The sequence below is a fragment of the Billgrantia montanilacus genome, from assembly GCF_003336675.1.
GTDB lineage: Bacteria > Pseudomonadota > Gammaproteobacteria > Pseudomonadales > Halomonadaceae > Halomonas > Halomonas montanilacus.
The window spans coordinates 1-1376 of record NZ_QPII01000045.1 but is presented as its reverse complement, the minus strand read 5'-3'; the positions used below and the strand labels follow the sequence as shown (position 1 = coordinate 1376).

The window sequence follows — 1376 nt, the reverse complement described above, 5'->3', positions numbered from 1 at the left end:
AGCAATGAAGATCATCATTCTTGGCGCCGGCCAGGTCGGCGGTACGCTGGCCGAGCACCTGGCCCGCGAGGAAAACGACATCACCGTGGTGGACACCGACGGCGAGCGGCTGCGCGAACTGCATACCCGGCTCGACATCCGCACCGTGGTGGGGCCGGGCTCCTACCCCGTGGTGCTGCGCCAGGCCGGCTGCGAGGACGCCGACATGCTGATCGCGGTGACCAGCGCCGACGAGGTCAACATGATCGCCTGCCAGGTCGCCCACACCCTGTTTCGCACCCCCACCAAGATCGCCCGGGTCCGCGCCACCGCCTACCTCACCCGCAAGGGGCTGTTCGCCCACGAGGCGGTGCCCATCGACGTGCTGATCAGCCCTGAGCAGGTGGTCACCGACCATATCCGGCGGCTGATCGAGCACCCCGGCGCACTGCAGGTGCTGGAGTTCGCCGGCGGCCTGGTGCAGCTGGTGGCGGTCAAGGCGTTCTACGGCGGCCCGCTGGTGGGCCAGGACCTGGGCTTCCTGCGCCGCCACATGCCCAGCGTCGACACCCGGGTGGCAGCCATCTACCGCCGCAACCGGCCGATCATTCCCCGCGGCGACACCGTGATCGAGGCCGACGACGAGGTGTTCTTCATCGCCGCCCGCCGCGACATCCGCGCGGTGATGAGCGAGCTGCGTCGGGTCGACCGCGACTTCCGCCGGGTGGTGATCGCCGGCGGCGGCAACATCGGCGAGCGACTGGCCGAACACCTCGAGCACAGCCATCAGGTCAAGATCATCGAGCACGGCATCGAGCGCTGCACGGTGCTCGCCGAGCGCCTCGACCGCACCGTGGTGCTGCACGGCAGTGCTACCAACAAGCGGCTGCTGGAAGAGGAGAACATCGAGGACTGCGACATCTTCTGCGCCCTGACCAACGACGACGAGGTCAACATCATGTCGTCGATGCTGGCCAAGCGCATGGGTGCCAAGAAGGTGCTGACGCTGATCAACAACGCCGCCTATGTCGACCTGGTCCAGGGCGGCGAGATCGACATCGCCATCTCGCCTCAGCAGGCCACCATCGGCAGCCTGCTGACCCACGTGCGCCGCGGCGATATCGTCAACGTGCACTCGCTGCGGCGCGGTGCCGCCGAGGCCATCGAAGCCATCGCCCACGGCGACATGCAATCCTCCAAGGTGGTGGGCCGCGCCATCGGCGATATCGACCTGCCCAGCGGCACCACCATCGGTGCGCTGGTGCGTGGCAAGGAGGTGCTGATCGCCCACGACGACGTGGTGGTGGAATCGGGCGATCACCTGATCCTGTTCGTGATCGACAAGCGCCGCATTCGCGAGGTGGAACGCCTCTTCCAGGTCGGCCTGACCTTCTTCT

1 protein-coding gene is annotated in these 1376 nt (G+C 67.4%); it reads left to right on the top strand.

Annotated elements, in window-relative coordinates:
• Positions 1-4 precede the first annotated feature (4 nt).
• Positions 5-1376 (top strand): Trk system potassium transporter TrkA (gene trkA / locus DU505_RS22175; protein ID WP_114481140.1); only part of this gene is annotated, 1372 nt, incomplete at its 3' end.